We start from the raw sequence: 23,535 nt of genomic DNA on the forward strand, positions 1-23,535 counted from the left end.
AAACAATCCAGGAAAGGCGGGGCGGATGTCCCCGCAGGAGGATAGTCGTGCTGTCTCGTCGCGACGTGATGATGGCGCTTGCCGCCGCGGGCCTGCCCATGGCGGCAAGCGCGCAGGAAGCCTGGCCCAGCCGGCCCATGCAGATGACCGTGCCCTTCCCGCCCGGCGGCCAGGCGGATGTCACCGCCCGCCCCGTGGCGGCGGCGCTGGAGCGGGTCTTCGGGCAGGCGGTGCCGGTGGTGAACCGCCCGGGTGCGGGCGGCATCCTCGGCACCTCCAGCGTGGCCCGCGCGCCGGCGGACGGCTACACGGCGCTGATGGCGCTCTCCTCGCATGCCGTGCTGCCGGAGAGCGAGCGCATCCAGGGCCGCACGCCCGCCTATACGATCGAGCAGTTCGCGCCCATCGCGCGCATCACCGCCGACCCCACCGTCTTCCTGGTCCCCGCCGATGCGCCCTGGCGCTCGATCGAGGAACTGGTGGAGGATGCGAAGAAGCGGCCTGGCGCCATCACCTTCGGCTCCGCCGGCAATTACTCCACTTTGCATGTGGCCATGGCGATGTTCACCGGCTCCGCCGGCATCGACATGCTGCATGTTCCCTACCAGGGAGGCGGCCCGGCGCTGACGGCCCTGCTCTCCGGCACCTTGCACGCCCTCGCCTCCGGCCCCGGCCCGGCGCTGGCGCACGTGAAGGAGGGCCGCCTCCGCGCCCTCGCCAGCTGGGGGCAAGAGCGGCTTCCGGGCTTCGAGGATGTGCCGACCTTCATCGAGCTCGGCCACCCGGAGGTGGAATTCTACATCTGGACCGCCGTCTTCGTGCCCGCCGCCACGCCCGCCCCGGTGCAGGATCGGCTGCGGCAGGCGCTGCGCCAGATCTGCGAGAGCGATGAGGGCCTGCGCCGTGCGCTGGACACCGCCGGCAGCCCCATCGCCTACCAGGAAGGCGCCGAGTTCGACCGGTTCTTCCAGCAGGACAGCGCCCGCCTGATCCGCGCCGTGCAGCGCATCGGCAAAGTGGATTGAAGGAAGACAACATGCCCATCAGCATCACGCGCCGCGGCCTCGGTATCCTCGCCGCCGGCGGGCTCGCCGCGCCGGCCCTGGCACAGGAAGCGGCCTGGCCCAGCCGCGCCGTCCGCATCATCGTGCCCTTCGGCGCCGGCGGCTCGGCCGATATCGCCGCGCGCAACGTGGCGGAGGCCCTGACGCAGGAGCTCGGCCAGCCCTTCGTGGTGGAGAATCGCCCGGGTGCCGGCGCCACCATCGGCACCGAGGCCGCCGCGCGCGCGGCGCCGGATGGCTACACGCTCCTGATGATGTCCAATACGCATACGGCGAATGAGACGCTGCTGCCGAACCGCCCCTATGTGCTGATGCGGGACCTGGCGGCGGCGGCGGCCGTCAATGTGGCGCATCACGTGCTGGCGGTGCATCCCTCCCTCGGCGTCAGCAGCGTGGCGGAGCTGATCGCAAAGGCCAAGGCGGAGCCAGGGAAGATCGATTACGCCTCATCCGGCCCCGGCACGCCCTACCACATCGCGGGCGAGGTCTTCCGCGCCATGGCGGGCATCGAGATCCAGCACGTGCCCTTCCGCTCCTCGGGCGAGGCGCGGACGGCGCTGATCTCCGGCACGGTGCCGATGATGTTCGACGCCATCCCGACCATGCAGCCGCATATCGCCGGCAACCGCGCCAGGGCGCTCGCCACCACCGGGCCGCAGCGGGACCCGCTGATGCCGGAGCTGCCCACCGTCGCGGAATCCGGCCTGCCGGGCTACGAGGCTTCCATCTGGCTCGGCCTGATGGTGCCGGCGCAGACGCCGCGCCCGGTCGTGGAAAGGCTCAACGCCGCCACCAATGGCTGGCTGGCCCGTCCCCAGACCAAGGCGGCCATGGCCGCCCAGGGCGCGCAGCCCATGCCCATGTCCGTCGCTGAATTCGACGCCTTCCTCCGCAAGGATGTCGAGACCCAGCGGGACTATGTCAGCATGGCGCAGATCAGGGTGGACTAGGTGCGGCTCGCCTTCACCCTCAACGGCGCCCCCGCGACGCTGGAGGCGCCGGAGGGCATGACGCTGCTGCAGGCGCTGCGCGGACCGCTCGGTCTGAGCGGCCCGCGCTTCGGCTGCGGCGCCGAGGCCTGCGGCGCCTGCTACGTGACGCTGGATGGGGTGCCCCAGCCCTCCTGCGCCCTGCCGGCGGAGGCCGTGCAGGACCGGGAGGTGGGCACGGTGGAAGGCCTCGGCACCCCGGCGGAACCTCATCCGCTGCAAGCGGCCTTCCTGGCGGAACAGGCCGGGCAATGCGGCTGGTGCCTCTCGGGCATCCTGGTCAGCGCCGCCGCCCTGCTGCGGCGGAACCCGGCCCCCGACGAGGCGGCGGTGCGCGCGGCGCTGGAGCCGCATCTCTGCCGCTGCGGCGCGCAGAACCGCATGATCCGCGCCGTGCTGCGGGCGGCGGAGGAGATGCGGGCATGAACCTCGCCTATCATTTCGCCACGGGGGCGAACGGCAATGGCCCGGACCTGCCCGGCAGCCTGCGGGCGGAGCCGCGCCTCTCCCGCTGGCTGCAATTCTCGGCCGATGGCTTCGTCACCGTCAGTCCGGGCAAGGTGGAGATCGGCCAGGGCATCCTGACCGCCCTGGCGCAGATCGCGGCGGATGAGCTGGATGTGACGCTGGACCGCATGCGGATCGCCCCCGCCTCCACCCCCGGCAGCCCGAACGAGGGCGTGACCTCCGGCAGCCTCTCCGTCCAGGAAAGCGGCACCGCGATCCGCCATGCCTGTGCCGAGGCCCGTGCCATCCATCTCAGCCTCGCGGCCCATGACGCGGGGCTTGAGCCGGCGGCGCTGCGCGTGGAGGACGGCAGCTTCCTGGCGCCGGATGGCCGCACCATCGGCTCCTACTGGGCACAGGCCGGCGCCGGCCTGCTGGAGGTGGAGGCGCGGGGCGACGTGGCGCCCAAGGCGCCGGCGGCGCGGCATCTGGCCGGCCGTCCGGTACCGCGCCTGGACCTGCCGGAGAAGATCTTCGGCCAGCCGCGCTACCTGCATGACCTGCGCTGGCCGGAGATGCTGCATGCCCGGATGATCCGCCCGCCCGCCCGCGCCGCCAGCCTGCGCGCGCTGCGCGAGGGGCCCCTGCCCGGCGATGCCCGCCCGCTGCGCGACGGCAATTTCCTGGCCGCCATCGCCACGGAGGAATGGGCCGCCGAGGCCGCTGCCGCCCGCCTCGCCGCGCGTGCCGAATGGGAATTGCGCGAAAGCCTGCCGGAGGAGGGCGATCTCACCGCCTGGCTGCGATCAGCCCCGGCACAGGAGAGCATCGTCGCGGAGCGGGGGGAACCGGCGCCGCCCGCTGCCCATGGCGTCACCGCCCGCTTCACCCGCCCCTTCCTCGCCCATGCCTCCATCGGCACCTGCTGCGCCGTGGCGCTGTGGCGGGAGGAGGCGGTGGAGATCTGGACCCACAGCCAGGGCATCTACAATCTCCGCGCCGACCTCGCGACCGTGCTGCGCCTGCCGCCGGAGCGGATCATCCTGCATCATGTCGAGGCCGCCGGCTGCTACGGCCATAACGGCGCCGACGACGTGGCGCTGGATGCCGCCCTCTGCGCGCGGGCTAATCAGGGCCGCCCGGTGCGCGCCCTCTGGAGCCGTGCGGAGGAACTGGCCTGGGGCCCGCTCTCCCCCGCCGGCATGGCGGAGATCGAGGCGGCGGTGGATGCGGAGGGCCGGCTCTGCCACTGGCGCACGGTGCTGCGCGGCAATGGCCATTCCTCCCGCCCTGGCCGCGCCAAGGACCCGACGCTGCTGGCGGCAGCCTATCTTGATCCGCCCTTCACGCACCCCGTGGCCATCGACGCGCCGATGGCGGCGGGCGGCGGCGGCCAGCGCAACGCGGTGCCGGGCTACGAGGTGCCGGTGCTGGATATCCGCATGCACCGGCTGCTGGAGATGCCGATCCGCAGCTCCGCCCTGCGCGCGCTGGGCGGGCTGCTGAATGTCTGGGCCATCGAATCCGTCATGGACGAGCTGGCGGAGCGCAGCGGCCAAGATGCGGTGGCCTTCAGGCTGCGTCACCTCAGCCAGGACCCGCGCGCCCGCGCGGTGCTGGAGGAAGTGGCGCGGATGTGCGGCTGGCCGCGCGCGCCCGCGGGGGAGGGAATCGGCACCGGCATCGCCGTCGCGCGCTACAAGGGCACTGGCGCCTGGTGCGCCGTGGCCGCCGAGGTGGAGGCCACGGATGCCGTGCGCTGCCGCCGCCTCTGGATCGCCGCCGATATCGGGGAGGCGGTCAACCCCGATGGCGCGGCCAATCAGCTGGAGGGCGGCGCCATCCAGGCCACCTCCATCGCGCTGAAGGAGGCGGTGCGCTTCGACCGCTTCAACGTCACCAGCCAGAGCTGGGACGACTATCCCATCCTGCGCTTTTCCGAGGTGCCCACCGTCGAACTGCGCCTGATCGCCCGACCGGAGGAACCGCCGCTGGGCGCGGGCGAGGCCTCGCTCGGCCCCACCATCGCGGCCATCGCGGGTGGCATCCGGGTGGCGCTCGGCATCCACCCGCGCGCCATGCCCTTCACGCCCGACAATCTCGCCGCCAGCATGGAATAGACCAGTGCCAGAGACCCTTCGCCTCTCCCTCGCCTGCACCACCTCGGACCGCACGCGGCCGATCCTGGATGGCCGCGTCACCCTGCCCGGCGTCAGCCTGACCGTCTTGCCCGGGGAGCCGGAGGATATCTTCCGCCGCGCCCTGCGGGACCGCGCCTTCGACGTGACAGAACTCTCCATGGGCAGCCATATCGTCACCACGGCGCGCGGGGATGCGCCCTATATCGGCATCCCCGTCTTTCCCTCCCGCGCCTTCCGGCACAGCGCCATCTATGTCCGCACCGACCGTGGCATCCGCACGGCGGCCGACCTCGCGGGCAAGCGCATCGGCCTGCCCGAATACCAGCAGACCGCCGCCCTCTGGGTGCGCGGCATCCTGCGCGAGCATTATGGCGTGGACACGCAGGGCATCGCCTGGCGCACTGGCGGCATGGAGGAGACCGGCGGCAGCGAGCGCGTGGCGCTGAAGCTGCCGCCGGAACTGGATGTCCAGCCGATCGGCGCGGAGGAGACGCTGAACGGCCTTCTGGCGGCAGGCGAATTGGATGCCGTCATCGGCCCCCGCCCGCCCTCCTGCTTCGTCGCGCGCAATGCCCCGGTGGACCGGCTCTATCCCGACTACCGGGCGGAGGAAGAGGCCTATTTCCGCGCCACCGGCTTCTTCCCCATCATGCATTGCGTGGCGCTGCGGAAGGAACTGGCGACGGAACATCCCTGGCTGCCGGTGGAGATTTTCCGGGCCTTCGCACGGGCACGCGCCATGGCGGTGGCAGATCTCTCTCTGGTCAATGTGCTGCGCGCCTCCCTCCCCTGGATCGCCGCCGAGGCGGAGGCCCAGACACGCATCATGGGCGGTGACCCCTGGCCCTATGGCTTCCGCCGCAACCGTGACGAGATCGCCGCCATGATCCGCTTCGCCCGGGCCGATGCACTGGCGGTGCGTGACATCGCGCCGGAGGATCTGTTCCACCCCAGCGTGCTGGACGCTGTGCCGTAGCGCCCCGGGGAGATCCCCGGGCAACGCCCCCGGAGGCGATGGGGCCACGAGGCCGGAATCATGGTGGTCTGGGCGCAGGCACGATGGCCCTCGCCTGCCGTACAGCCATAACACGCGCCTGCGATATGCAGCACTTCCTCAGATGTTGCGGACAATACCGTAGGCATCCCACTCCGCGTCTGCTCGAGGGCGCCAAGCTCTTGGCGGATGCGACATGAGGGCATCGGCATCCTGGACAGCAGTCCTGCCTGACCCGGCTTCTGCTGACGGCTGGGCCGCCGGTACACCCTGCCCAACCGCCGACTGCCCATGAGCGGCTTGTGCCGGATTCCGTCAGGCCGCCAGCGGCGCCGCTGACGCTTCCTGAGACGGGATGATCCATCCCGGACAGGCGTAGCGCGCTGCCCGCCAGGGGCCCCTCCGGCCGCTGCGCCACGCGCTCCTGATCTCCTCCACGAGCGGCCGGCCTGACGTTTATCTGCGCCTGAATATCTGCCTTTTGCGCCACCCGCGCCACCTCCCGCTACGTCTGCAGCGAGATCCTGGAACGGCACCCTGACACAATAGATATCGTTTAATGCGGCGATACGGCCATGACAGCACAAGGTGCATGATAACCCAAGCTTATCATACAATATTGCTTATCATGGTAGCCTCGGCCGTGCAGGGCCTATGGAACGCTCCTCACCAGGCACCTGACACAGAGGAACCATTGCAACCCGAAGCGCCATTTGGCATGGGCCATCCATGCACTACGACCTCGCTATCTTCGACTTCGACGGCACACTCGCGGATAGCAGGGAGTGGTTCTTCGGATCATTGAACGAGGTCGCGGACCGGTTCGGCTTCCGGCAGACCACGCCCGAGGAGCGGGAAGAGCTTCGTCGCCTTGCAACCCGCGATATTGTCAGGCGCCTCCAGGTCCCTCTGTGGAAGTTACCGGCCATTGCTCGTCATATGCGGCAACGCGCATCGGAAGACATCTCCGCCATCCGCCTCTTCGATGGCGTTCCGGAGGCTCTGGGCAGCCTCCGTCAACGGGGTATGGCTCTCGCCGTCGTCAGTTCGAACTCAGAGGCGAATGTGCGCCGCGTCCTCGGCACGGAACTGGCCGCGCAGATTAGCTTCTATGGCTGCGGCTCCTCGCTGTTCGGGAAGGCCGCCAAGTTACGGCAGGCCATGAAGCTCGTAGGGGCCACTCCTGCCCGCACCATCTGTATTGGCGATGAGAGCCGGGACATCGAAGCGGCCCAGTCCGTGTCGGCAGCCTCTGCCGCGGTGACCTGGGGATATGCGGCACCGGAGGCGCTTCGAAGGCTGCTTCCAACGGTTGTTCTGGAAACAGTAGAGGAGATCGCAGTGCTCGGCCTCGATGCCTGAGGCGCAGGGGAATTGCGCCGACTATCGGAGCCATTCGGCTGCCGAATACGTCAGATCGGGCTTATAGACTTCGGCCGGAAGAGCAGAACAAACCTATTCGAGCCGCCCTCGATGGCGCTGCCCAGGCGCATGATCGAGCGCTCAACCGGCTTCTCGGCTACCAGCCGGCAACGCCTCCGACATGCTGAAAGACAGTTCGGCGGAGGGTGTTCCCGGCCATCAGCAAACCGGGCGGGGAGACAGGCTGGATCAGCCTGCGCATCGCGGCCTTCTCCGGCCGAGGCCTATGCGCCGGATGGTCGCATTGACCTCCGGCGCATCGGCCATCCGGCTCAGGGGTTGGCCAGGAAGGCGATGATATCCTTACGGTCCTGCCCTGCGTTGACGCGCAGCACCATGCGGGTGCCGCGTGCCACGCCGGTCGGGTTGGCCAGATAGGCGTCGAGCGTCTCCGGCGTCCAGGTCTGGCCCAGCGCCCGCAGCGCCGGCGAGTAGTTGTAGCCCTCGACGCCGGCGGCGGCGCGGCCCATCACGCCCTGCAGCGTCGGGCCGACGCCGTTGCGCGGCTGCGCCACCTGGTGGCAGGCCTGGCACTGGCGCTGGAACAGGGTGCGTCCACGGGCCGCATCCCCCTCCTGCGCCTGGGCGGCGGAAGGGGCGAGCAGCGCACCGCCCAAAAGGGCGGCGGCAAGCCAGGGAAGGGTCATCATACAGCTCCGAACCGGGCCTTGGAGAGGGGCAGGCTGCGGATGCGCTGCCCGGTCAGCGCGGCCACCGCATTGACCACGGCGGGCGGCACGCCGGGCAGGCCGGGCTCGCCGACACCGCCCATGGGCGCGCCGCTCTCGACGATGCGCACATGCACGCGCGGCATCCGCCCCGGCGGCAGGATCGGGTAGCCGTCGAAGTTACGCGCCTGCGGCACGCCGCCCTCGTAGATCACCTCCTCCAGCAGCGCCGAGGACAGGCCGAGCGCCACGGCGGAATTCACCTGCGCCGCGATGATCGCGGGGTTGACGATGGAGCCCGGATCGATCGCCACCCAGACGTCATGCACCACCACCTCGCCATCCTTCAGCGAGACCTCGGCGATGGTCGCCACCTCGCTGCCGAAGGGCGAGGCCATGGCGACGCCCCGGGCGCGCCGGGTGCCGTCCGCCGCGTCATAGGGGCCGCGCTTCCAGCCGCCGGAGAGTTCGCCCACCGCCTCCAGCAGCGCCTTGTGGCGCGGCTTCTCGGCCAGCAGCCGCAGGCGCAGCGCATAGGGGTCCTGCCCGCCGGCCTCCGCCATCTCATCGAAGAAGGTCTCGTAGAAGTAGTCGTTCATCGAGTGGCCGACGGAGCGCCAGAAGCTGATGATGGCCGGGTGCTTCAGCGGCACATGGCCGACGCGGCGGTTGGGGATGGCGTAGGGCTTGCCGGCGATGCCCTCCACCACCGTGGAGTCGGCCACGCCGGGCCGGGTGCCGAACCAGCGGCCGGAGGGGCCTTCGCCCACCGCCTCGGCCTCCAGCGCCACGGGCAGGCCGTCGGCATCGAGGCCGGCGCGGAAGCGCGCCAGCCCCATCGGCCGCAGCCCGTCGCGCAGGAACTCCTCCTCCCGGCTCCAGATCAGCTTCACCGGCCGGCCCACGGCCTTGGCGAGCTGGATGGCCTGCGGGAAGGGGCTGGCCGCGTCGTAAAGGAAATGCCGGCCGAAGAAGCCGCCCAGCAGTGGCGAATGGATGCGCACCTGCTCCGGCGCCAGGCCGGCCAACTGCGCGGCGGCGCGCTGGAACACCTCGGGCGCCTGGTTGGGCAGCCAGAGATCGAGCGTGCCATCGGCGTTCCACCGGGCGGTCGCCGAGGGAGGCTCCAGCTGGCCATGCGCGAGATAGGGCGCGTCGTAGGTGGCCTCGACGGTGCGGGTGGCGCCCTGCATCGCCTTGGCGGCGTCGCCCTCGGTCTCGGCGGTGATGCCCGGTCCGGCTTCGGCGGCGAGGGCCGCACGCAGGCCGTGGGAGGAGAAATCCGCCGGCATCGCATTGCGCGCCCCGGCGGCGGGCTCGTCCCAGCGCACCTCCAGGGTCTCGACGGCGCGGCGGGCACGCCACCACTGGTCGGCCACCACGGCGACGGCGCCGGGCAGGCGGTGGACCGAGTGCACGCCCGGCATGGCCCGCACCGCCGCCTCGTTGGCGAGCTCGCCCGGCTCCATGCCCAGGCGCGGCGCGTGCTGCACGGCCGCCTGCAGCATGCCCTCGACAGTCAGGTCGATGGAATAGACCGCCTTGCCGGTGGACTTCGCCCGCACATCAAGCCGGGCCACCGGCTTGCCGATGTAGCGGAAGTCCTTCTCGGCGCGCAGCGGGGCGCTGTCCGGCACCGGCAGGGCCGCGGCCTCGGCGGCCAGCGCGCCATAGTCCAGGCTGCGGCCGGAGGCGGCGTGGATCACCCGGCCCGGCTCGGTGGTCAGGCTATCGGCCGGCACACCGAGCCGCGTGGCGGCGGCCTGGATCAGCATGGCCCGCGCCTTGGCGCCAAGCTGGCGCATCACCGGATAGCTGCTGCGCGTCGAGAAGCTGCCGCCGGTGATGCGCCGGCCATTGACCACCGCGTAGTCCGCACCGGGCGGCGCGCATTCGACGACAAAGCGAGCGGGATCGACATCCAGCTCCTCGCCGACGATCTGCGCCATCGCCGTGTCGATGCCCTGGCCACCCTCGATGAAGGGGCTCTTGAGCAGGACCGAGCCATCAGCGCGGATCTCCAGGAAGGCCGGCACGCGGCTGCCCGGCTTTACCGCGGCGGCGGCGGCCTGCTGGGCACGCGCGGCGCGGGGCGGCAGCGCCACGCCCAGCACCAGCGCGCCGAGCGCGGCACCGAGTGCGCCACGGCGGGAGAGGTTGACCGGCTGGCCCTCGGGCAGAGCGGCATCGGAGAAGAGCGTGGGGGGGAGACCGTCCATATCTGCCTCCTCAGCCCTGCGCCGCGGCCTGCCGCACGGCGGCGGCGATGGCGTTGTAGGTGCCGCAGCGGCACAGATTGGTCATGGCGCCGGCGATGTCATCGTCGGTGGGCTTCGGCGTCTGCTGCAACAGGGCCGTGGCCGCCATCACCTGGCCGGACTGGCAGTAGCCGCATTGCGGCACCTGGCTGGCCACCCAGGCCTCGACCACGCGCCGGCCGACCGGGTCCTGCTCGACCGCCTCGATGGTGGTGATGGGGAGGCCCACCACGCTCTCCGCCGGGGTGACGCAGGAGCGCATGGCCTGGCCATCCACCAGCACGGTGCAGGCGCCACACTGCGCCACGCCGCAGCCATACTTGGTACCGGTCATGCCGAGCACATCGCGGATCACCCACAGCAGCGGCGTGTCAGCCTCGGCCTCCACGCTATGGGTCACGCCATTGATCATCAGGTCCATGGAAGTCGTCCTCGCAGGGCAGAGCAGGGAAAGTCAGAAAGAAGGAAGCGGCTGGATCAGGCCTGGCGGAGGAGATCCTTCACCAAGCCTAGCAAGACGTCCCGGAAGAGGGCGTGAGATCGGGGACAACTACCCGAAGACAGCACTGCACGCAAAACACAGATCTCCTGTTCTGGTACGGGTCCTCACCGCAGTTTTGGAGCGGCATTCCTGAACCGCAGCTGAACGGAAGGTTCAGGCTGGGTTCAGTCCGATCCCCATAAAACCTCTCCTGCCATCGGTCTTATCCAGATCCTTCAGGAGAAATCTCATGTCTCGCAAAACCTCCCTCGGCCTCGCTTCCATCTTCACCCTGCTGGTCGCGGCCTCTCCCGCCAGCGCGCAGATCGTCGTCCTGTCTCAGGGTGAGTCCTTCGCCGTGCAACGCGATGCCGGTGACAACGGTAACCTGGTCGGCGGCGGCGCCGTCGATGTGCTCAGCCATGGCGAGAACTTCCACGCCAGCTATCGCGATCCCGCTTTCGCTGAACGTACCCCGGGCACTCCGGTCGCGATCGGCGGTGGCAATGGCGATATCGTCTACCTGGCTCCCGGCGCCTCAACCGGGTTCATGGCCATGGTGAAGTGATCCCTGCTCGGCTGAACCCGGAGGGACTATCCCCGCTGCACCCTCCGGTGTTCAGCTTCAGTTCAGCTTCATGCTGGCAGTAAAGGCTGATGTTCAGTCTCCGTTGCCTGCAGATCCCTCTTTCGGTCGGCCTCCTCACGATGGCGGGTACAGCCTGGGCTGCCGGGCCGCTTGACCAGGAGGAGGCGAGGAGAGCGACGGAGGCAGGCCAGATCCGGCCGCTCGCGGAGGTCATGACCTCCGTCGAGCAGCGCTTCGTCGGCAAGGTGGTGAATATCGGCCTGGATCGGGACCAGGGGCGCTGGCTCTACCATTTCAAGGTCCTGCCTGGCTCCGGGCTGATCTACAAGCTGACGATCGACGCCGCGAGCGGGGATGTCGTCCGTTCCCACGGCCTGGTACAGGAGCGCCGCTGATGCGTCTGCTGGTGGTGGAGGATAATACGGATCTGGCGGGCCAGCTCGTGACGGCGCTGACCCAGGCGAGATTCGTCGTGGATCAGGCAGGCGACGGCGAGGAAGCCCTCTTCCTCGGCGAGACCGAGCCGTATGACGCGATCGTTCTCGATCTCGGCCTTCCGGTCATGGATGGCCTGTCCGTGCTGCGGCAATGGCGACAGGCCAGCCGCGACACACCCGTCCTCATCCTGACCGCGCGGGATTCCTGGACGGAAAAGGTGGCGGGGCTGAATGCCGGGGCGGATGATTACCTGTCCAAGCCCTTCGCCATGGATGAACTGGTCGCCCGCCTGCACGCCCTCATTCGCCGGGCCGCCGGGCATGCGCGCCCCGAGATCGTGGTCGGCCAGCTTTCCCTCAATGCGGTCGCCGGCCAGGCCAACTGGGGCGGGCAGTCCGTGCGGCTGACCGCTCTGGAGTTCCGCATGCTGACTTATCTTGCCCAGCATGCGGGACGCATCGTCAGCAAGACGGAACTGACCGAGCATCTCTACGCGCAGGACTTCGACCGTGACTCGAACACGCTGGAAGTCGTTGTCGGGAGGCTCCGCCGCAAACTGGACGCCGGTTTCATCGAGACCGTGCGCGGGCAGGGATACAGGATCAGTCATGGCTAGCATGCCGCGCCTCTTCCGCTCCCTGACCTTTCGCCTGGCCCTGCTCTCCGCCCTCTGGGTGGCCGGTGGGCTCGGCCTCGCCGGCTACATGCTGCTCGGCCTGATCAACGCGCAGCTGACCGAGAGCTTCGACCTGCGCACCTCCGCTCTCCTGTACAAGGTGGCCGGGGCCGCCGCCCTGGGGCCGGACGGCCGTCCGAGGCTGGACAGCAGCGTGCCGGTTCCGGAGTTCGAGCAGCCTCTTTCCGGCTACTACTGGCAAATGGAGGCAGGGGATCTGCGCGCCATGTCCAGATCGCTCTGGGATGGCCAGATCGCGCTGCCGGGCGCGTCACCCCACAGCAAAGCGCCCGTGATCCGGGACGGGATAGGCCCCCGCGGCGAGCCGCTGCGCGTTGCCGAGCGCCTGGTGACGATGCCGGAGAGCCGGGAACCTATCCGGATCCGCGTCGGCCTGGACCGGCGGCCGCTCGATGATCAGATCGCGTCCTTCCGGTTGCTGATCCTCACCTATTTCGGCGTTATTGGCATTGGGCTGGTGGCGGGGGGCACGGCGCAACTCATCTGGGGCATGCGGCCGCTGCGACAGGCACGCGAGGCGCTGATCCTGCTGCGTGCCGGTCAGCGCACCTCCCTGGCACATAGCAGTGCACCCAGCGAGATCGCGCCGCTGCTGGAGGAGATCGACGCCCTGGTGCGGCAGAACCACGATACGGTAGAACGCGCCCGCTCCCATGTCGGCAATCTGGCCCACGCTTTGAAGACGCCGCTTGCCGTGCAGCGGATGGCGCTCGATCCGGGCACAGCCGATACCCGACTGGCGCGGGAGCAGAATCGAACCATGGAGATGTTGATGCAGCATCACCTCTCGCGCGCCCGTGGCGCTGCTCTGGCGGGGGCTGCCGCCACGGACGCCTCGCCGGTCGAGGTCGCGCGGGAGATCGCGACAGCCTTGTCCCGGATCTTTGCCAATAAGGATCTGGAGCTCGATATCCTGGGTGACGACGCTCTCCGGGCCAAGGTCGATCGGCAGGATCTGACGGAGATCATCGGCAATCTGCTGGAGAACGCCTGCCAGTGGGCAAGGCATCAAGTAACTCTCGCCGTAGGCCACAGCAGTGCCAATCTCCTGATCACGGTCACAGATGACGGTCCTGGCGTTGCTTTGGAGGACTACGACACGGTGCTGGCGCGCGGCGTGCGGCTGGATGAGGCAAAGCCCGGCAGCGGCCTCGGCCTCGCCATCACGCGGGACCTCGTGAACCTCTATGGCGGCAGCCTTTCCCTGCAAGAGGCCCAGCCCGCCGGCCTCATGGTGGCCGTCACCCTGCCCCTGAGCTTGCGGCAGGAAGCAAGGCATGCAGAGCAGCGATCACGAGGGCAGGCTTCCGCTTGAATAATATCGGGCATCGCTGGCCGTCGTTCGTGCAAGTCTGCGTGCCGGCTGAGCTGATCTACCTGCGCCCTGTCAGCCCAGGCTCCAATACATACCATGCACCATAAGCTGGTTATCGGGCATCCCGATCGCCGTATTCCACCGGCACCCATGCGAAGCCGCGCTGCGCGGCCCTGACATGGCCGATGCCGGGGAATGGCAGGTGCGGGGCCGCCACCAGCTCCCCATCGCGGGCGAAGAGGGAGAACTGCTCGACGCGCCGCTCCGCGGCCTTCTTCGGGTCGACGTCATAGACGATGGTGATGTCCGGCTCCGGAAACTGGACGGACGACACATGGATGAGGTCGCCGATGAACACGATCCGCTGATCCATGCTCCGGAGTGTGTAGAAGGCGCTGCCTGGCGTGTGTCCCGGATGCAGGGTCGCCGTGATGCCCGGCAGAATCTCCTCCGTCGCAGCGAAGGTCCTTATCTTGCCTGCATCGAGATACGGCTTCAGCGCGGTGATCGCCTCCTCGAAATATCTGATGTCGTAATGCGCCTTCGTCGCATTGGAAGGGTCCATGAAGAAGTCGATATCCGGCTTGCCAAGATGCACGGTCGCATTCTCGAACACGGCTGCGCCCGCCTTCACGAGGCCGCCTGTGTGGTCCGTGTGGACATGGGTGATCAGGATATCCGTGATCTGCCCGGGACGGACGCCAGCCAGGGCCAGGTTCGCGATCAGCTTCCCTCCCATTCCCGGTCCGAACATCTCGCCGGCCCCGGCATCCACCAGGATCCGCCGGTCGCCCATCTCCAGAAGATAGACGTTGATAGAGGCCTCGACCGGGTTCGTGAGATAGCTCTGCGCGAGCAGCGCGTCCGTCCGGACTTCCGTCGTTCCGAGCAGGAGCTTATGCAGGTCCTGCGGAACGCTCCCGTCCGAGAGCGCGGTGATCCGAACCTCCCCGGCCTGGAAGCGGTAAAGACCGGACACCTGCGGCAGGACCCGGGGGGCGGAGAGCCTGGCCTCATGGGCGAGGGCGGCAGCCGGAGATGCGGCAAGCACGGCGAGAAGAGCTGCGATGATGGGGCGTCGGCGCATCGGGGTGGCCTCTGAACGGTGAGGAGGCCGATATCGCGGCTGCCGGATGTCTTGAGAAACCTGTCCGCCCGATAGCTGTCATCGACGCGGTTGATCGCTCGCCCGCTCATCCTGTACGCCCAGGCCCCGGCCATGCTGCCCGTGCGGGACGACGTCAGGTTGCAGATCGGGACCTCGCAGGAACTTCGGAGAATGCCATTGACCGACCGCGGTATCGATCTGGATGTCGGTCTGCTCCTCGCGCTCGACGCCTTGCTCAAGGACCGGAACGTCACCCATGCGGCGGCCCGGCTCAGTATCACGCAATCCGCGCTCTCCGCCCGACTGACGCGGCTCCGTCAGGTCCTGAACGATCCGCTGTTTGTCCCCGCCGCTTCCGGGCGCGGCATGATCCCGACGCCACACGCGCTGGCCTTGCAGCCTGACCTGAAAAGGCTCCTGGAGGGTCTGAGCGATTTCGCCCGGGGCGCCGCCCGCTTCGACCCCGCCACGAGCCGCCGCGTCTTCCGTATCGCCATCTCCGAAAATCCGGCCGCGATCCTGGCCCCCGACCTGATTCCCCTGATCCTCTCGCAGGCGCCGGGGACGCGTATCGCCTTCACCTTGCCCGACAAGCCCCGCATCCCGGAACTCCTCGAAAAGGGGGAGATCGACCTTTTCATCGGGGCGGCGGAAGATGGCGGGGGCGAGCTTATCGCGCGGCCGCTCTATCAGGAGGAACTCGTCACGGCGCAGAGGAAGGGCCATCCGCGTGGCACCGGGCCACTGACGCTCGATGCTTTCTGTGCCCTCGATCACCTCCTGATCTCGACGAGCGGGGGAGGCTTCGGGGGCATGATCGATGAGGCCCTGTCTAGGACCGGACGCGAGCGTGTGGTGTCCGTCTCGATCCAGAGCTATGCCCTGACGCCGCTCATCCTCACCAGCAGCGACCTGATCTGCACCCTGCCGCGGCGTTTCCTGACCCGATTTACGGCCGATCTCGATCTTTTCACGACGCCGCTGGACCTTGCTCCCTTCCGGATCTTCCTGTTCTCGCACCCGAGGATGCGAAGCGACCCGGCACATACCTGGCTGCGCCAACAGGTGCATCGCTGCGCGCAGGCCGCCGCCGGCCGATTCCCCGGATAGGCCCAGCAGGAGCATCACCGATCAGCGGACGAGGAGACGGCGGAGGACAGGAAGGCGGGATGACATGCGGCCCCGCCCTCCGGCTTCCCCCGCAGGAGAAGTCGCTGGAAGCATTCCGCCGGAACCCGGGCAAGGGTGACGGCAGGGTCCGGCTTGAAGCCGAACCGGGCAGGTCCGGCCGGCAGCATGATCGGCGGGTTGCACCGTTATGGCCATGGCGGGCCGGAGGGGCAGCAAGCCCCGCAGCCGCCTACATCCGGTGCGCCAGAACGGCATCGGCAATGGCCTCGCCCTCCGCCTGCGTGGCCCCCTCGGCCACGGGCTTGCCGGCACGGCGGTACCAGTACGCGGCGTTGGGGTGGTCCCCCTCCATCCGGTGCAGCCAGGCATGCACCCAGGCCCCCTCGGCGCTGTCATCCTCCTGGACGATCTCATGCGCGGCGGCCCATTCGCCGCGCAGGCCGTGCCAGAGGGCCCGCAGCAGCGGGACGCTGGGAGGGCTGGCGCGGTCGTGCAGGGATGCTGTCATGCCGGCGATCATGGCATGCTCCGCGCCCGCCGGCACCGAAAGCCGGCGCTGCTCACGGCCTGTTGGCCGAAGCCGTGGCAGCGCCGCCGGTCAGTAGTCGCAGATGACATTCAGCAGCGCCTGCCGCCGCTCCACCGTCACGGCATGGATGGCGCGGCCGAGCGCCGCCGGAAGCTCCCGGGGGTCGCTGACCTTCTCGCCATAGCCGCCGCTGGCCTGGGCATAGGCCTCGAAATCGGGGGCCGGGCTCAGATCGGCCAGCAGCGTGCCGCCATCCCTGGCCGCCGCGCCGTCCCGATACATGGCGAGGGTCGAATTCCGCACCGCGCCATACATGCGGTTGTTGAAGACGATGGCCAGCACCGGCAGGTCATGCGCCTGCGCCACCCAGTGGCAGGCGGCGGGGTTGTTGAAGACATAGGCCCCGTCGCCCAGCGTCGTCACCACCAGCCGGTCCTTCAGCGCCAGCTTGGCGCCCAGCGCCGCACCGAAGCCCCAGCCCAGCCCGCCGGCCGTGCTCTGCCCGTAGAAGCTGCCCCATCGCCGGCGCGGGCAATAGGGCTGGCGCAGCGGGTATTCGTTGACGATGACCGCCTCCTCGCCGACCGCCTCGCCGATGCAATGGCTCAGCCATTCCGGCGTGATCGCACCCGGCGGGGGGGCGGCCACGGCGGCGGCCCAGGCGGCCCGCTGCGCGGCGGAGCGGGCGCTGATCCGCTCCCGCCGCGCGGTCAGCGCCGCGTCATCCTCGGGCAGCATCGGCGCCAGGGCCGCGGCAATGCCCTCCAGCCCCGGCGCGGGATCGGCGGTGATGGCGAGATCGCAGGGAAAGCTCCGCATGGGATAGCGGGTGAAGAGCGGGTCTGGGCCGAGATGGATCACCCGGCACCCCGCCGGTGGCCCCTCCAGATGCGGGATCCAGGGCACATCCGTATCCACCACCAGCACGCAATCGGCCTCGGCCAGCAGCGGGCCGGGCTCGTAGCCCATATGCATGGGATGGTCGGCCGGGATGTTCACGAAGCGCGGGGTGAAGGAGATCACCGGGCAGGCGAAGCGCCCGGCGAAGCGGCTCAGCGCCTCGAACCCCTCCCGCGTCCGCCCGGCGGCGGAGGTGATGATCAGCGGGCGCTCCGCGGCCGCCAGCCACTGCGCCGCCTGTTCCAGCGCCTGGGGCTCCGGCAGCGGCGCGGCGGGATAGGCCAAGGGCACGGCGGCCACCGCCGCCCGTCGCACCGGGGCCGCCAGGGTGTCGCGCGGAAGCGTGGCATAGACCGGGCCGCGCGGCGCCGTCATGGCGATCGACAGGCCCCGCCTCGCGAGGTCGCCCGCCTGCTCGGGGTCGCGCAGCTCGCCATCCCATTTCACCGCCTCCCGCAGCATGCCGGCTTGGTCGAACATCTCCTGCGCCCAGTGGATGTTGCGGCTGCGGGCGCCATGGCGGCCCTGCTCGGCATAGGGGGTGCGTCCGGCCAGGACCATCATCGGCGTCTGGTCGCGCGCCGCGTTCAGCACGCCGTTGATGGTATTGGCGGTGCCGACATTGACATGCACCATCACCGCCTGCGGCCGGCCCAGGATCATGGTCGCGCCATGCGCCATGGAGACGGCCGCATTCTCATGCGGCACCGTCATGGGCACGGGCACCGGATGGTTGCTGCCGGCCAGCCGCGCATAGGCCTCGACGATCGGCGGGAAATCAGTGCCGCCATTGGCGAAGAGCCAGTCCACGCCGGAGGCGCCCAGCTGCCGCAGGAAGATCTCGGCGGCATCGGGCTGCTGCTCGGGACGGTCATTCATCTCGCAAACTCCGTGGTCGGACCTGACGGAAATCGAATCGGTTCGGAGAACGGGCGGCGCGCCGTCATTCCACCCGGGTGCCGGACAGTTCGATGGCCTGGCGCATGACCGGCGTCATGCGGGCGATGGAATCCGTCATGGCGGCGGGTGTGCTGCAGGCGGGCTCGGCACCCAGCCGCAGGATCGCGGCGCGGAATTCCTGGTCCTGGCAGGCCGCCGCCATGGCCCTGGCCAGACGGTCGCGGATGGGCTCCGGCAGGGCGGCCGGCGCGGCCAGGCCGTTCCAGGTGCCCAGCTCGAAGCCGGGATAGCCCTGCTCGGCCACCGTCGGCACATCCGGCAGGTTGCCCAGGCGCTCCGGCGCGGTGACGGAGATCACGCGCAGCCCCTCATTGTCCAGCAGGCCGGCGATATCGACATAGTTGCCGAGATAGGCGGGCACCCGCTTGCCCAGCAGGTCCTGCACCGCAAGCGGGCCGCTGCGATAGGGCACATGCTCCATCTTCAGCCCGAGGACATGCAGCAGGTAGCTCATGCCGAGATGGCTCAGCCCGCCCGCGCCGCCGGATGCGTAGTTCAGCGCGCCCGGCTTCAGGCCGACGATGTCGCGGAATTCCGTCAGGTTCCTCGCCCCCAGCTCCGGCGCGACGACCAGCACCAGCGGATTGGTGGCGGTGATGGAGACGGGCGTGAAGTCGCGGGCCGGGTCGAGGCTGATGCGCTGCATCAGCGGCAGGACCACGAAGTTGGAGGCGCTGGCGGCCAGCAGCGTATAGCCATCCGGCGCGCTGCGGCCCACGGCCTCCAGCCCGATGATGCCGTTGCCGCCGGGGCGGTTGTCGGCCACCACCGGCTGGCCGAGCTGCCGGCCCAGCCATTCGGCGGCGAGGCGGGCGATGCTGTCGCTGATGCCGCCCGCGGCGAAGGGGATGATCAGCCGGATGGGGCGGTCCGGCCAGTTGTCCTGGGCCACGGCCGGGCGGGCCGCCCCCATGGCCAGCATCGCCATGGCGGCCGCGCCGAGCAGGCGATGAAGAAGACGGTAGCGAAACATGCGACCCCCTGCGTGACGGCATGGATGACCGTCGCGAGATGTGGAACTGCCTTGGTTGACGCGTATTCGGAAAGAATGGTGCGGAGTACTGGATGTAAGGTCAACCCGGTTTATCTGTGCCGATTCTGACATAGATCGGCACCGCGCCCAGAAACTCCGGGCATCTCAGGAAACGAGCCAAGATCATTTCGACTTGATGATGTTTATGCCTCCGGGAATGGGTTTGCCGGCGACTGCATCCGGGCAAAATGGGCCAGAACGTTACTTGGCTTGACTGATCCTGCAGGGTTGGCCCGTCTGCGCCCGGGACCGGCCCCCTCGTTGGCGCCCCCCGCTTTGCCCCTTCATGCACACGTTGCGGTTGCAGGCCCGGCCAAGACTGGCGGATTGTCATGCATATGCATTATAGAGACAGGCGACAGAGGGACACCGCCATGCCCGCCAATGCCCTGATCCAGACCCGCATCGACCCACAGGTGAAGGAACGCGCCGGCGCCGTGCTGGAGAAGATGGGGCTGACCCTGTCGGATGCCGTGCGGATCCTGCTGACCCGCACCGCCAATGAGGGCGCCCTGCCCTTCGCCCTGCTGGCCGATCCCGCCCAGCACGATGCCTGGTTCCGCGCCAAGGTGCGCGAGGCTCTGGAAGACCCCCGCCCCGCCCTGCCGCAGGAGGAGGCCGAGGCTCTCTTCGCGCGCCGCCGGGCGGAGGCGCTGCGCGGGCAGGATGGGTGAGGCTGGAATGGTCCGCCCTGGCGCTCGCCGACCGGGCGGCCATCTTCGACCATATCGCGGCGGAGAACCCCCGCGCGGCCGTGGCGCTGGACCAGCAGCTGGCCGGCCGGATCGCCGCCCTGCCCGAATTTCCGCGGCGCGGGCGCCCGGGACGGGTGGAGGCAACGCGCGAGCTGCCGCTGCCGCCCACGCCCTATATCGCCGTCTATCAGCTCCGGGGTGATACCCTCCGCATCCTGCGCCTGCTGCACGGCGCCCGGCTCTGGCCCGATGAACGCTCCTGACGGCCCGCCGCCATGCGCCAGGCGCACCACGCCCCAGCCCATGGCCGGCGGGACAGGCTGACGGATGCGGGATAAACCCGGCGCCCGCGTTGTTTCCCAGCGCCCTTCGGACTTATTAGACCGCACCGCTTTACGGACGCCTGCTGTGTTACCGGCCCTGCTGCAACCCCTCCCCTTCCTCTCCCCTTTCCATCGGCTCGCCGGCACCGGGGCCCGCTGAATGGCCCGCTATCTCGTGACGGGCGGCGCCGGCTATGTCGGCAGCCATGCCGTGCTGGCCCTGATGGAGCGCGGGGACGAGGTCGTCGTCATCGACAACCTGCACCAGGGCCACCGGGAAGCCGTGGCGCCGGGCGTGGAGCTGGTGGTGGCTGACCTCTCCGATCGGCGGCGGGTGGCCGAGGTCTTCGCGGCCTGGAAGTTCGATGCCGTGCTGCATTTCGCCGCTCTCTCCCTGGTGGCGGAGAGCATGGAGCAGCCACTGCGCTACATCACCGAGAATGTCGGCAATACCCTCTGGCTGGCGGAGGAGGCCGTGCGCGCCGGCTGCCTCAGCTTCGTCCTCTCCTCCACCGCCGCCCTCTTCGGCGAGCCGGAGGGAGAGCCGATGCATGAAGGCTCCCGCCTCGATCCCGTCTCCGCCTATGGCGAGAGCAAGCTGATGGCGGAGCGCGGGCTGGAATGGGCGGAACGGGTGCACGGGCTGCGCTCCGTCAGCCTGCGCTACTTCAATGCCGCCGGCGCCGACCCCTTGGGCCGGCTGGGCGAGGACCACCGCCCCGAGACGCATCTGATCCCCCTGACCATCGATGCCGCGCTGGGACTGGGGCCGGCGCTGACGGTCTTCGGCACGGATTACGAAACCCCCGATGGCACCTGCATCCGTGACTATGTGCATGTCACCGACCTCGCGGACGCGCATCTGCGCGTGCTGGAGGTGCTGGGGCAGGGCCGCAGCGGCCGCTACAATATCGGCAACGGCAATGGCTATTCCGTGCGGCAGGTGATCGAGGAGGTGGAGCGCGTCTGCGGCTGCCCCGTCCCTTTCCAGCCCGGCCCGCGACGGCCCGGCGACCCGCCGGTTCTGGTCGCTTCCAACGCCCTGCTGCGGCGGGAGACGGGATGGGAGCCCAGGCATTCCTCCCTCTCCGAGATCGTGCGGACCGCCTGGGAATGGCGCCGCGCGCATCCGCAGGGCTATCGTTCTTGAAGAAAAGGGAGAACCCGATGGACTACGCGCGGGAGATGGCGGGCAAGCGGGTGGTGATCACCGGCGCCTGCGGCATCATCGGCGGCTGGCTGGCCGAGACCTTCGGCGCCGCCGGTGCCAGGCTCTGCCTGACCGATGCGCGGGCGTCGGAGCTGGCGGCGCTGGAACGGCAGCCCTGGTTCACCGAAGGCAGCTTCACCAAAACAGCCGATCTGCGCGACGCGGCCTCGATCGAGGCGCTGGCTGCCGAGGTGGGCGCGCGCTGGGGCGCGGCGGATGTGCTCATCAACAATGCCGGCGTCTATCCCAGCGGTTTCCTGCTGGACATCGATGCGGAGGAATGGGACCGCATCTTCGACATCAACCTGCGCGCGCCCTTCCTGACCTCGCGCGCCTTCGCCCGGCAGATGATCGCCCAGGGCGTGCGCGGCAATATCATCAACATCTCCTCCGGCGCCGCCCGCAAGATGCGCCGTACCGTCTGCCCCTACAGCACCTCCAAGACCGCGCTGGACCGGCTGACCAAGGGATTCGCGCTGGAACTGGCGGAATACGGCATCCGCGCCAATGCGCTGGAGCCGGGCTTCGCTCCCGGCAGCGTGGTCAGTCCGCTGAGCCAGGACCATGTCGACAATATCGGCGGCGGCAATCCGAGCGGCCGCACCACCTCCAAGCAGGATGTGGGCAATGCGGCGCTGTTCCTGGCCAGCTCCGCGGCCGTCTATATCACCGGCGCATCCCTGCCGGTCGATGGCGGTGGCTCGATCGGGTCGCTGGCGGTCTACCAGGACAAGAAGCACGCGCTGTAAGGAGCCCCGCCCGATGGTCCAGCCCTGGCCCCGCTATCACTGGCCCGACGGCAAGCAGGCCGCCTTCTGCTTCACCGTCGATGTCGATGCCACCGCGCCCTATCTCTGGATGCAGCGCGCTCCCGGTGCCGCCCGCACCCTGGGGCAGCTGGAGCAGCGGCATTTCGGCCAGCGCATCGGCGTCTGGCGCATCATGGACCTGCTGGACCGCTTCGGGATCAAGGGTTCCTTCTTCGTCCCGGGTGTCATCGCCGAGGAGAATCCGAACCTCCTGCCGGCCATTCTGCAGCGCGGGCACGAGGTCGGGCTGCATGGCTGGTTCCATGAGCTGGTGGCCGACAGCTCGGATGCCGAGTTCACCGCGGCGCTGGAGGCCGCCATCGCGCTCTTCCGCCGCCAGACCGGCGCCGCGCCCCTGGGCTTCCGCTCCCCGGCCTGGGAGATGACGCCGCATATGGTTCGGGAGCTGCGCCGCCTCGGCCTCTGGGACAGTTCCCTGATGGGCGCCGACCATCCCTATGAGATCGACGGGGTGGTGGAGGTGCCGGTGCAATGGGCCATCGACGACGCCATCCTCTACAAATACAGCGGCCTGCCAGGCGACCGCACCCCCGCCACCCCCGGCTTGGTGCTGGAGAGCTGGCGCGAGGAATGGGAAGGCCAGCACCAATATGGCGGGATGCTGATGCTGACCGTCCATGACTGGGTTTCGGGCCGGGTGCAGCGGCTGCGGATGCTGGAGAAGCTGCTGGCGCAGATCACCGCCACTCCCTCCGCCTGGGTGGCGCGGGTGGGCGAGGTGGCGGCCTGGCATGCCGCCTCCCCCAATGCCGGCCGCTACGCGGTCGAGGCCACCATCCCCGAGCCGGTGGAGCCGCGCCGCTTCGGCCGCGCCCCAGGGCAAGGATAAGGCCGGGCGATGGAGAGCGGTGCCGGGGAACCCTCCTTCGCCGCGCTTGCCCTGCGGCTGCGGGCGGAACTGCAGGGCATCCTCTCCCCCCTGGCCCGTCAGTGGCTGGAGGCGCCGCCGCTCGAGAGCCCCGGACGCCCCTCCCGCCTGCCCGGCGACACCCCGGAGGAGGTGCAGCGCCCGGAGGGTCGTGGCCCGCGCGAATGGCGGATCTATGGCCGCCGCCGCCAGGATCCGCAGGCGCCCTTCCTGCTGCGCGCCGTGCTGCCGGAGGCACGCCCCTTCGCGGGGCTGGTGGATGGCGCCTTCCGGACCCTGCTCCACCGCCCGCCCGATCCCGCCCTCCGCGCCGCTTATGGCGCGGAACTGGATAGCGGGCGGCTGAGCGTCGGGCTGCTGTTGCGCGAGATCGCCGCCTCTGCCGAGGCGCGCTCCCGCGAAGAGCAGATCCGCCTCGTCTGTGCCCCCATTCCCTGACACCGGC

The 23,535-nt window shown here is 69.5% G+C and carries 24 protein-coding genes; 17 read left to right on the forward strand and 7 right to left on the reverse strand.

Annotated features, from left to right (window positions below):
• The first annotated feature begins 50 nt into the window (after positions 1-50).
• The 6 genes from IAI58_RS18380 to IAI58_RS18405 all read left to right on the forward strand — a co-directional run bounded on the left by IAI58_RS18380 (position 51) and on the right by IAI58_RS18405 (position 6,997).
• Positions 51-1,025 (forward strand): Bug family tripartite tricarboxylate transporter substrate binding protein, encoded by a 975-nt coding sequence (locus tag IAI58_RS18380; RefSeq protein WP_208776185.1) that lies wholly within the window; start codon positions 51-53, stop codon positions 1,023-1,025.
• A gap of 11 nt (positions 1,026-1,036) precedes the next feature.
• Positions 1,037-2,014 carry a tripartite tricarboxylate transporter substrate binding protein gene (locus IAI58_RS18385; RefSeq protein WP_207448737.1) on the forward strand — a complete coding sequence of 326 codons (978 nt, stop codon included), beginning with the start codon at positions 1,037-1,039 and terminating at the stop codon, positions 2,012-2,014.
• On the forward strand, positions 2,015-2,479 hold the full coding sequence (locus tag IAI58_RS18390) for a (2Fe-2S)-binding protein (protein WP_272877194.1): 465 nt from the start codon (positions 2,015-2,017) through the stop codon (positions 2,477-2,479).
• Positions 2,476-4,620, forward strand: a complete 2,145-nt coding sequence (locus IAI58_RS18395) for a molybdopterin cofactor-binding domain-containing protein (RefSeq protein ID WP_207448739.1) — start codon at positions 2,476-2,478, stop codon at positions 4,618-4,620. Before IAI58_RS18390 ends, IAI58_RS18395 begins: the two co-directional genes overlap by 4 nt.
• Positions 4,621-4,624: 4 nt before the next feature.
• On the forward strand, positions 4,625-5,617 hold the full coding sequence (locus IAI58_RS18400) for a substrate-binding domain-containing protein (protein WP_207448741.1): 993 nt from the start codon (positions 4,625-4,627) through the stop codon (positions 5,615-5,617).
• Between the two features lie 747 nt (positions 5,618-6,364).
• Complete coding sequence (locus IAI58_RS18405; protein WP_207448743.1) at positions 6,365-6,997, forward strand: HAD hydrolase-like protein; 633 nt, start codon at positions 6,365-6,367, stop codon at positions 6,995-6,997.
• 332 nt (positions 6,998-7,329) lie between these two features.
• On the opposite strand, the gene IAI58_RS18410 is transcribed toward IAI58_RS18405, so the two are convergent.
• Genes IAI58_RS18410 through IAI58_RS18420 form a run of 3 tightly spaced genes read right to left on the reverse strand, consistent with a single transcriptional unit; the run spans position 7,330 to position 10,404 of the window.
• Positions 7,330-7,707, reverse strand: a complete 378-nt coding sequence (locus tag IAI58_RS18410) for a c-type cytochrome (RefSeq protein ID WP_237182954.1) — start codon at positions 7,705-7,707, stop codon at positions 7,330-7,332.
• Entirely contained in the window at positions 7,704-9,944 is a 2,241-nt protein-coding gene (locus IAI58_RS18415; protein ID WP_207448747.1) for a xanthine dehydrogenase family protein molybdopterin-binding subunit, read from the reverse strand. Before IAI58_RS18415 ends, IAI58_RS18410 begins: the two co-directional genes overlap by 4 nt.
• Before the next feature lie 10 nt (positions 9,945-9,954).
• Positions 9,955-10,404 (reverse strand): (2Fe-2S)-binding protein, encoded by a 450-nt coding sequence (locus tag IAI58_RS18420; RefSeq protein ID WP_207448749.1) that lies wholly within the window; start codon positions 10,402-10,404, stop codon positions 9,955-9,957.
• A gap of 310 nt (positions 10,405-10,714) precedes the next feature.
• On the opposite strand from IAI58_RS18420, the gene IAI58_RS18425 reads away from it, so the two are divergent.
• From IAI58_RS18425 to IAI58_RS18440, 4 genes are all read left to right on the forward strand, one after another.
• The gene (locus IAI58_RS18425) at positions 10,715-11,032 is read left to right on the forward strand and encodes a hypothetical protein (RefSeq protein WP_207448751.1); all 318 of its coding nucleotides are present in this window, start codon (positions 10,715-10,717) and stop codon (positions 11,030-11,032) included.
• A gap of 233 nt (positions 11,033-11,265) precedes the next feature.
• Positions 11,266-11,448, forward strand: a complete 183-nt coding sequence (locus IAI58_RS18430) for a PepSY domain-containing protein (protein WP_207448753.1) — start codon at positions 11,266-11,268, stop codon at positions 11,446-11,448.
• Positions 11,448-12,107, forward strand: a complete 660-nt coding sequence (locus tag IAI58_RS18435) for a response regulator transcription factor (RefSeq protein ID WP_207448755.1) — start codon at positions 11,448-11,450, stop codon at positions 12,105-12,107. Before IAI58_RS18430 ends, IAI58_RS18435 begins: the two co-directional genes overlap by 1 nt.
• Complete coding sequence (locus IAI58_RS18440; RefSeq protein ID WP_207448757.1) at positions 12,100-13,503, forward strand: sensor histidine kinase; 1,404 nt, start codon at positions 12,100-12,102, stop codon at positions 13,501-13,503. Before IAI58_RS18435 ends, IAI58_RS18440 begins: the two co-directional genes overlap by 8 nt.
• Before the next feature lie 112 nt (positions 13,504-13,615).
• On the opposite strand, the gene IAI58_RS18445 is transcribed toward IAI58_RS18440, so the two are convergent.
• Entirely contained in the window at positions 13,616-14,590 is a 975-nt protein-coding gene (locus IAI58_RS18445) for an MBL fold metallo-hydrolase (protein ID WP_207448759.1), read from the reverse strand.
• Between the two features lie 192 nt (positions 14,591-14,782).
• Here IAI58_RS18445 and IAI58_RS18450 point away from each other — a divergent pair, with 192 nt between their 5' ends.
• Entirely contained in the window at positions 14,783-15,721 is a 939-nt protein-coding gene (locus IAI58_RS18450; protein ID WP_208776182.1) for a LysR family transcriptional regulator, read from the forward strand.
• 250 nt (positions 15,722-15,971) lie between these two features.
• Here IAI58_RS18450 and IAI58_RS18455 read toward each other — a convergent pair whose 3' ends face one another.
• The 3 genes from IAI58_RS18455 to IAI58_RS18465 all read right to left on the reverse strand — a co-directional run bounded on the left by IAI58_RS18455 (position 15,972) and on the right by IAI58_RS18465 (position 19,104).
• A complete protein-coding gene (locus tag IAI58_RS18455) occupies positions 15,972-16,250 on the reverse strand; it encodes a hypothetical protein (RefSeq protein WP_237182521.1) in 279 nt (92 codons plus the stop codon).
• A gap of 90 nt (positions 16,251-16,340) precedes the next feature.
• Positions 16,341-18,050 carry a thiamine pyrophosphate-requiring protein gene (locus tag IAI58_RS18460; RefSeq protein WP_207448765.1) on the reverse strand — a complete coding sequence of 570 codons (1,710 nt, stop codon included), beginning with the start codon at positions 18,048-18,050 and terminating at the stop codon, positions 16,341-16,343.
• 64 nt (positions 18,051-18,114) lie between these two features.
• A complete protein-coding gene (locus tag IAI58_RS18465; protein WP_207448767.1) occupies positions 18,115-19,104 on the reverse strand; it encodes a Bug family tripartite tricarboxylate transporter substrate binding protein in 990 nt (329 codons plus the stop codon).
• 434 nt (positions 19,105-19,538) lie between these two features.
• Between IAI58_RS18465 and IAI58_RS18470 the strand changes: the two genes are divergently transcribed.
• From IAI58_RS18470 to IAI58_RS18495, 6 genes are all read left to right on the forward strand, one after another.
• Positions 19,539-19,838 carry a type II toxin-antitoxin system RelB/DinJ family antitoxin gene (locus IAI58_RS18470; protein ID WP_207448769.1) on the forward strand — a complete coding sequence of 100 codons (300 nt, stop codon included), beginning with the start codon at positions 19,539-19,541 and terminating at the stop codon, positions 19,836-19,838.
• Positions 19,835-20,122 (forward strand): type II toxin-antitoxin system RelE/ParE family toxin, encoded by a 288-nt coding sequence (locus IAI58_RS18475; RefSeq protein WP_207448771.1) that lies wholly within the window; start codon positions 19,835-19,837, stop codon positions 20,120-20,122. Before IAI58_RS18470 ends, IAI58_RS18475 begins: the two co-directional genes overlap by 4 nt.
• A 220-nt stretch (positions 20,123-20,342) precedes the next feature.
• Entirely contained in the window at positions 20,343-21,332 is a 990-nt protein-coding gene (gene galE / locus IAI58_RS18480; protein ID WP_207448773.1) for a UDP-glucose 4-epimerase GalE, read from the forward strand.
• A 17-nt stretch (positions 21,333-21,349) separates the two neighbouring features.
• Positions 21,350-22,141, forward strand: a complete 792-nt coding sequence (locus IAI58_RS18485; RefSeq protein ID WP_207448775.1) for an SDR family NAD(P)-dependent oxidoreductase — start codon at positions 21,350-21,352, stop codon at positions 22,139-22,141.
• A 13-nt stretch (positions 22,142-22,154) separates the two neighbouring features.
• On the forward strand, positions 22,155-23,051 hold the full coding sequence (locus IAI58_RS18490) for a polysaccharide deacetylase family protein (RefSeq protein WP_208776183.1): 897 nt from the start codon (positions 22,155-22,157) through the stop codon (positions 23,049-23,051).
• A gap of 9 nt (positions 23,052-23,060) precedes the next feature.
• Positions 23,061-23,528, forward strand: coding sequence for a hypothetical protein (locus IAI58_RS18495; protein ID WP_207448779.1), 468 nt, complete (start codon positions 23,061-23,063; stop codon positions 23,526-23,528).
• The last annotated feature ends 7 nt before the right edge of the window (positions 23,529-23,535 follow it).

This window comes from Roseomonas marmotae (assembly GCF_017654485.1).
Classification (GTDB): Bacteria; Pseudomonadota; Alphaproteobacteria; order Acetobacterales; family Acetobacteraceae; genus Pseudoroseomonas; species Pseudoroseomonas marmotae.

What these genes read in the sequence shown, in the direction of transcription:
- IAI58_RS18385 (WP_207448737.1), top strand. Translation starts at nt 1,037, where the DNA reads ATGCCCATCAGCATCACGCGCCGCGGCCTCGGTATCCTCGCCGCCGGC.
- IAI58_RS18395 (WP_207448739.1), top strand. Translation starts at nt 2,476, where the DNA reads ATGAACCTCGCCTATCATTTCGCCACGGGGGCGAACGGCAATGGCCCG.
- IAI58_RS18405 (WP_207448743.1), top strand. Translation starts at nt 6,365, where the DNA reads ATGCACTACGACCTCGCTATCTTCGACTTCGACGGCACACTCGCGGAT.
- IAI58_RS18410 (WP_237182954.1), bottom strand. Translation starts at nt 7,707, where the DNA reads ATGATGACCCTTCCCTGGCTTGCCGCCGCCCTTTTGGGCGGTGCGCTG.
- IAI58_RS18415 (WP_207448747.1), bottom strand. Translation starts at nt 9,944, where the DNA reads ATGGACGGTCTCCCCCCCACGCTCTTCTCCGATGCCGCTCTGCCCGAG.
- IAI58_RS18420 (WP_207448749.1), bottom strand. Translation starts at nt 10,404, where the DNA reads ATGGACCTGATGATCAATGGCGTGACCCATAGCGTGGAGGCCGAGGCT.
- IAI58_RS18425 (WP_207448751.1), top strand. Translation starts at nt 10,715, where the DNA reads ATGTCTCGCAAAACCTCCCTCGGCCTCGCTTCCATCTTCACCCTGCTG.
- IAI58_RS18430 (WP_207448753.1), top strand. Translation starts at nt 11,266, where the DNA reads ATGACCTCCGTCGAGCAGCGCTTCGTCGGCAAGGTGGTGAATATCGGC.
- IAI58_RS18435 (WP_207448755.1), top strand. Translation starts at nt 11,448, where the DNA reads ATGCGTCTGCTGGTGGTGGAGGATAATACGGATCTGGCGGGCCAGCTC.
- IAI58_RS18440 (WP_207448757.1), top strand. Translation starts at nt 12,100, where the DNA reads ATGGCTAGCATGCCGCGCCTCTTCCGCTCCCTGACCTTTCGCCTGGCC.
- IAI58_RS18445 (WP_207448759.1), bottom strand. Translation starts at nt 14,590, where the DNA reads ATGCGCCGACGCCCCATCATCGCAGCTCTTCTCGCCGTGCTTGCCGCA.
- IAI58_RS18450 (WP_208776182.1), top strand. Translation starts at nt 14,783, where the DNA reads ATGCCATTGACCGACCGCGGTATCGATCTGGATGTCGGTCTGCTCCTC.
- IAI58_RS18455 (WP_237182521.1), bottom strand. Translation starts at nt 16,250, where the DNA reads ATGACAGCATCCCTGCACGACCGCGCCAGCCCTCCCAGCGTCCCGCTG.
- IAI58_RS18460 (WP_207448765.1), bottom strand. Translation starts at nt 18,050, where the DNA reads ATGAATGACCGTCCCGAGCAGCAGCCCGATGCCGCCGAGATCTTCCTG.
- IAI58_RS18465 (WP_207448767.1), bottom strand. Translation starts at nt 19,104, where the DNA reads ATGTTTCGCTACCGTCTTCTTCATCGCCTGCTCGGCGCGGCCGCCATG.
- IAI58_RS18470 (WP_207448769.1), top strand. Translation starts at nt 19,539, where the DNA reads ATGCCCGCCAATGCCCTGATCCAGACCCGCATCGACCCACAGGTGAAG.
- galE (WP_207448773.1), top strand. Translation starts at nt 20,343, where the DNA reads ATGGCCCGCTATCTCGTGACGGGCGGCGCCGGCTATGTCGGCAGCCAT.
- IAI58_RS18485 (WP_207448775.1), top strand. Translation starts at nt 21,350, where the DNA reads ATGGACTACGCGCGGGAGATGGCGGGCAAGCGGGTGGTGATCACCGGC.
- IAI58_RS18490 (WP_208776183.1), top strand. Translation starts at nt 22,155, where the DNA reads ATGGTCCAGCCCTGGCCCCGCTATCACTGGCCCGACGGCAAGCAGGCC.
- IAI58_RS18495 (WP_207448779.1), top strand. Translation starts at nt 23,061, where the DNA reads ATGGAGAGCGGTGCCGGGGAACCCTCCTTCGCCGCGCTTGCCCTGCGG.